Origin of the sequence: Polynucleobacter aenigmaticus, from assembly GCF_002206635.1 — a bacterium.
GTDB lineage: Bacteria > Pseudomonadota > Gammaproteobacteria > Burkholderiales > Burkholderiaceae > Polynucleobacter > Polynucleobacter aenigmaticus.
The window spans coordinates 127,114-133,113 of the sequence record NZ_NGUO01000001.1 but is presented as its reverse complement, the minus strand read 5'-3'; the positions used below and the strand labels follow the sequence as shown (position 1 = coordinate 133,113).

Below are 6,000 nucleotides of genomic sequence, written 5' to 3'. Positions count from 1 at the left end.
GCTCCAATGATGGTATCGCCTTCCCAATGACCCACTTGGGCTCGAGTCTCAATATGGACCGGGCGCTCGCTAATGGGCCTTCTGCCGATGATCTGACCTCTGCGTTCCCGACCGCTGGCATAGCGCTTTTTACGCTTCTTTTGGCAGCGCAGCTGTTGATATAGGCTACCGCCAGCCGCTTTATCCGCATAGACATGGCGGTAAATCGTCTCATGGCTAATGCCTACTTGATTGGCAATTTGGACTGGGCTCCACTTGTCTAAGAGGCAATCAACTGCCTTGCTCCAGTCGGTAGCAGCAATCTGGGTAGCGTTGCGAGAGCCTAAGGATCGTTCTTGCGTCAAGAGACAGGCTTGCCTAGGTCGATAACCCTTACCTCCCGTATTGCGAGCAAGCTCACGGCTAATGGTCGACTTATGTCTATCCATCAGCTTTGCAATCTGGGTTTGGGTTTTTCCGTCTTTCATGAGGATATAAATCTGATATCGTTCAGTTTGGCTAAGGTGTTGATAGGTCATGGCTACTTTGACTTGCAGGTCTAGAAGCTTTGGATACTAAAACATCCTTAGCCACTAGGCGTTTATCAAAGTTGCACTTCGTAGTTGAATCCGCCTGGTGTGAAGGGCTATAGATCTGAAAAAATAATTTTTAAAGATGCCCCATCGCGAGCCAAAAGAATTGTCAGTAGTGGTGATACGATAGTTTCTACTGTCAGAACTTACTTGAAGGCAATTACACGCATCGAAGATGCTACTAATGTGATTGTTTCAACTGGGTTTACTGTTTTGACGCCCAAAAAAAATGTCTTAAGTTCTTTTTGCTCAAATTGGGTGATATCCGAAACGCTCATAAACAGAATTAATGCGATATCAAAAGGAGTCAGCTATCCAGCAACAAATGCAACAGAGATTGGGGATCTGTATATCGTTCTCCCGCCCCTCTCAGAGCAAAAAGAAATTGCCTCTTATCTCGACACCACAACAGGGCAGCTGGATCAAAAAATAGATCTTCTCGACAAAAAAGCAGTGCAGTATGAGAAATTAAAACAGTCTCTAATAGACGAAATCGTTACATGTGGATTGGATAAGTCAGCGCCTATAAGAAACTGTAACGTTCATTTAATTAAGGAAATCCCAGAGCATTGGAAAATATGCCGTCTTAAAGAGGTTGGGTATTTGTATAGCGGGCTTACCGGTAAGAGTGGAGATGATTTTATAAATGAGAATGAATATTCTGAACCATATGTCCCATTTACAAATATTGCAAATAATTTTTATCTATCGACAAGCGAATTAAAATCTGTATGCATTTCCCCAAGTGAAAAGCAGAATTTCGTAAAAAAATATGATTTATTTTTCTTGATGAGCTCTGAAGATTATGCAGACCTTGGTAAATGCTCATTATTAAGAAGCGATATGGAAAAGAAGACTTACCTTAATAGTTTTTGTAAGGGGTTTCGATTTACCAAGCATTCGATAAATCCAAGTTATATAAATTATTTATTACATTCAACGCCCTATCGGATAACTTTATCAAACGAAGGTAATGGGTTTACTCGTATTAATCTAAGAATGGAAAAAATTAATGATATTCAGATATTGGTGCCGCCACAATTGGAGCAGCAGGCCATATCCAAATATCTCGATGAAAAAACAATGCAAATAGATGCCATTCTTAAGTCAATTAGTGCTGAGATAGAAAAACTTAAGAGCTTGAGAAAGGCGCTGATCAACGATGTGGTGACTGGAAAAATCAAAGTAACAAGCGAAGGGTTAGCAGTATGAACGAACTCCACCTACAAGATAAATTCCTAATCCCCTTCTTTCGAGATGGCTTGGGGTACAAAGAAGTTAAGGCGAATACTGTTACGCAAGCTCTGGTTATTGAGGAGGATTTGCAGGCGTTTATCGAGAATAGCTCGCTTAATCGAAAGCCGTATGAGCTTCTGCTCAAGAAATATCGAAGTGATAAGAAGGCGCTACTTCAGGATTTAATGACTTTGATTGCTGAGCGTATTTCCAGTAGTCGGAATATGGCACTATTTCTTAACGCCAATAAGTCCATCACCCTTGAGGGTATAAAACTTCATTTGTTTTATACGAGCGATAGTGTCATTCATGACAATGCTTTATTTGATGAAAATCTCTTCTCTGTGGTGCAGGAGTTGCCATACAAGTTCAATTATCAGGGCGCACAAATCTTTGCATTTCGCCCAGATATTGTCACCTTTGTTAACGGTATTTATCTTGGTTATAGCGAGCTTAAAAGCAACTACACCAGTCAAACAGCTAGCAAGAACGGCCGAGGTAAAGTAATTAAAGACTATTTTGAGGCGGTGAAGGTCTACCACCAATACATTGATAGTAATGAAATGTTAAGTGATAAAGAAAAACAGGCCCTTCGAAAAGATTTTCTTAAGATCTTTGAGAATGCTATTCACATCACTACTACTGACATTGGTGAGACCTACGTCATAAGAACTATTGCGGACTACTTTGATGAAATTTTGACAACCTGTCGGGATGGGAAGTTTGATCGGGAAGAAATCGAGAAAAAAGCACATGGAGTTTTTAAGCTCTATCCATTGCTAAAGCCTGACGCCGATAAAAAAGATAAGCTTAAAGAATTGTTTTCTGCTTTATACGGTAAGTTTATGATTGAAAAAGAGATTTTGTATTACAACTTCATCGAGCGTGATGTATATGTAAACAAAGGCGTAAAAGAAGTCAAAGACCAGGCTGGCTATCTAATTTCACCCCGCCCGAAGCAGAAGTTTGGCACTGACAAAATCATGGCTAAGATCGATGAGTTCTTGGCTCACGAACAAGAGCCAGACTACTTTGAGAAATTGCTCGAAAGGCAATTGGTAGGTGTCTCTGAGGTAAAAAAGAAAGAGTTACTCGAAAAACGTAAGGCCTATTCGAACAACAAGAACGTGTATTCATTGCTGATGCAATACGCCGCTGGTTTTGGAAAGTCCAACATCATTGGCTGGTCTGCTCTTCAGCTAAAAGACCTGCGTCGCCCTGATGGCGGCGGCAAGGCGCAATACGTTTACGACAAGATTATGATCGTGGTCGATCGATTGCAACTGCGCAGCCAGATAGACTCGCTCATGCTGAACATGAATATTGATAAGCGCATGGTTATCGAGGCTACGAATAAAAAGACCTTTCAAGAGGCCTTAGCCTCCGAAACTCGCCTAGTTATTGTGAATTTACAGAAGTTCGGGTCGGTGCGGGAGATGTTGGATGAGGAAGTGCTCAAAAAATTAGCTGGTATGCGAATCGTATTCTTAATTGATGAGATTCATCGCTCTAACAGTGGTGACCAGCATGAAGAGATGGTGAGTATTTTTGACGAGCTGCAAAGCCCATTTGATGGTGGTGAATACGCCGGTCAGGCCACTAAGAAGAACCTCATCATTGGATTTACCGCAACACCAGATGATCATGCTCTAGCGCGCTTTGGTGAGTTTAGCGGTTACGCGGAAAGTGAAAAACTATGGCGTCCGTTTGACAGCTACACCATGAAAGAGGCCATTGAAGACGGATTTATCTTAAATCCGCTGAAAAATATTGTCCCCGTTGCTTCAAAAATGTTATTTGACCTACCGTCAAATCCACTCAAGGGGTTTACTGAGAAGGAATATAAGGACGCACAGAAAAAGCAGATTTATGAAAACCGCGATCGTATCGATGCCATCGCCAAATATGTAGCAGATCTTTTGGTCAAAGATGTCTATCGCCAGATTCGGGGCACCGGTAAGGCTATGCTTGCAGTGCATTCCATCAAGGCCGCAATCGCATACCAAGGCGCTATCACCAAATACTTTAACGCTTTGGTAAAAGAGCCTAAGTATGCAAAGTATGCAGAAGCCCCTATTCACGTAGTCTATTCAAGTAATCAGGACGAACAAAGTGCCACAGGCTTAAATAGCGGCCTTTCAGAGGAAAAGGTATTGGAAAGTTTTGCGCTCAAGAAAAATGGACTAATGATCGTTGTTGCCAAGCTTCAAACCGGTTTTGACGAAAAAAGGCTACACACTCTATTTCTGGATAAAGAAATTAAAGGCATCAGCGCCATTCAGACTATTTCAAGAGTGAATCGGACTACCAAGTACAAGAATGACTGCAAGATCGTTGATTTTTCCTATAACAATGTTAACGTGCAGAACATTAAAGATGCCTTTGAACATTTTTCAGATGTGGTGGTCAGTGACTTTGATCCATTCAGTGACAAGAAGGTTCTTGATTTGCTCCTGTCCGAACTAAAAAAATCTGATACCTACGATAAATTTTTCAATATCTATATGGGCATTTATAGGGATCCAGCAAAGCGCGATGATCCAGAAAGTTATTTGGATTTCGAAAGCAGCCTAAAAAAATATATTGACGCCAATCCTCAGCGAACGGCTGATGCCAAAGCAAAGGCAGCCCAATATTTCACCATACTCAATCGCATCGAGTATGTGATTGAGATGGATGCTAAATATAGTGAGCCAAGCTTTTTATTCTTTTGGCGGAAGTTCAACACCCTATACAACATGATGCACCGAAGTGAAGATGTTAAAGATCCGATTGAAGTCTACTTTGATAATCAAATTGGCATGGTTGAGGTAGTTGCCGAGGAGCCCAAGAAGAAGGAGAAAAAGCCTTCAAATGTTGCTGAGGGCACTGGGCCAGGTCAAGGGGGGCAGTTTGATATCTTGGCGATCATTGCTGCTCGCAATGAACAAGAGGCAAAGACTGGGGAATTGATCAATGCTTTCGAGGCTAAGATCGTTGATTTTTTTAATTACGTACGCGAATCAATCGAGGGCAAACGATTGATTGTCAAAATAAAATCCCATGTTTCTGAAGATGAGATTTATGACGACTTTGCAAAGATCTACCGTCGATACAAGGCCTTACGGCGTCAGACTGTCGGAGATTATTTCTTCAAGGAAACTGAAGACCTAATTGACAAGCTATGTGATGATTTTGAGGTTACCGTGCGTAATGGGTTGACTTGAGTATTACTCCTTAAGAAAGGCTCACTCTCTGCTTGTAAGCTCTTAGCCACCTATTATGAAATTTCAAGCCATTAAATCAGGTTTGCCTCACCGTTTCTTCCTTGCTTAAGTGCTTTGGTTTTCTTTGGTTTACCCTGCTTAAACTCAAGCCTAGCCCGCGATCATTGATTGTGGGTAAGTCCAGGGAAGCGCTAGTAAGAAGAGGGTAAAGCCAATAAATCAGGATTACTACATACTGGAGTCGAGGTAACTTTCCATGCGCCTAGAGCAAGCTCTAAAATACCCAAATGAGCGACGCAGAATTCTTTGTCAAAGTAATGCCTAAGAGGTTAACCTCTTTTGCTGAAGACTTTAAGAAGTCTCAAGATGAATTTCGGCAAGATGAGAAGAATAGAGAGTTGAGAAGGGCGGGTAAATTACCCATTTCCGAGATCACTCGCGAGTGGTTGCCTAGTGATGTCATCCATAAATAAGACCTGAGTACCCTTTTGAGGTCTGGCCAACTGATCCCTGCATCGGCGTTAGCCAAGCAGAAAGAAGATGCTGAAAAGCTCATTAAAGATTTAGAAGAAGCCGTCAGGTCGGAAATATCCCACCGAAGAACGAAAATCCAGACAGAGCCAGATAAAACGGTAGTTCACTATACCCGTGAGCCATTTGAGGAATAACCGATGGTATGGTTTCTCCATAAATCAGAGGCTTACTATGTGAGGGTATTACCCCATAGTTATCTACTTTATAAATACTGGGGATGTATTGGCAAAGATTCCCTTTGAGGCTTTGATAATTAATAAAATTACCTTCAAAACCTTAACTTTAATGGCTAGTAGAGCGAGCATAAAAATATTCTGCAACTCAAGTTGAGACCCTAAAATTGAATAAAAACAATGACTTGGGGAAAATCTCGCAATGAAATTGATTAAATTATGCTCTATCAATCTTGGTAATAATTTTCAGGAGTGGAAAAAGTAAAATTTTGCCCTTTT

General features: G+C 41.3%; 4 protein-coding genes. 3 read left to right on the top strand and 1 reads right to left on the bottom strand.

What is annotated here, in order from left to right; genetic code table 11:
- A partial coding sequence (locus CBI30_RS00580; protein ID WP_088526402.1) for an IS30 family transposase occupies positions 1–518 on the bottom strand: 518 nt, incomplete at its 3' end.
- Positions 519–617: 99 nt separating this feature from the next.
- On the opposite strand from CBI30_RS00580, the gene CBI30_RS00575 reads away from it, so the two are divergent.
- The 3 genes from CBI30_RS00575 (at position 618) to CBI30_RS00565 (ending at position 5,487) form a co-directional block, all read left to right on the top strand.
- On the top strand, positions 618–1,784 hold the full coding sequence (locus CBI30_RS00575) for a restriction endonuclease subunit S (RefSeq protein ID WP_276207140.1): 1,167 nt from the start codon (positions 618–620) through the stop codon (positions 1,782–1,784).
- Positions 1,781–5,014: a type I restriction enzyme subunit R domain-containing protein gene (locus CBI30_RS00570; protein WP_088526400.1), complete on the top strand. Its 3,234-nt coding sequence runs from the start codon at positions 1,781–1,783 to the stop codon at positions 5,012–5,014. The genes CBI30_RS00575 and CBI30_RS00570 overlap by 4 nt, the downstream gene beginning before the upstream one ends.
- A gap of 287 nt (positions 5,015–5,301) precedes the next feature.
- Complete coding sequence (locus tag CBI30_RS00565) at positions 5,302–5,487, top strand: hypothetical protein (protein ID WP_088526399.1); 186 nt, start codon at positions 5,302–5,304, stop codon at positions 5,485–5,487.
- Positions 5,488–6,000: the final 513 nt, after the last annotated feature.

Coding starts and splice junctions, on each gene's coding strand:
- CBI30_RS00570 (WP_088526400.1), top strand. CDS start 1,781: ATGAACGAACTCCACCTACAAGATAAATTCCTAATCCCCTTCTTTCGA.
- CBI30_RS00565 (WP_088526399.1), top strand. CDS start 5,302: ATGAGCGACGCAGAATTCTTTGTCAAAGTAATGCCTAAGAGGTTAACC.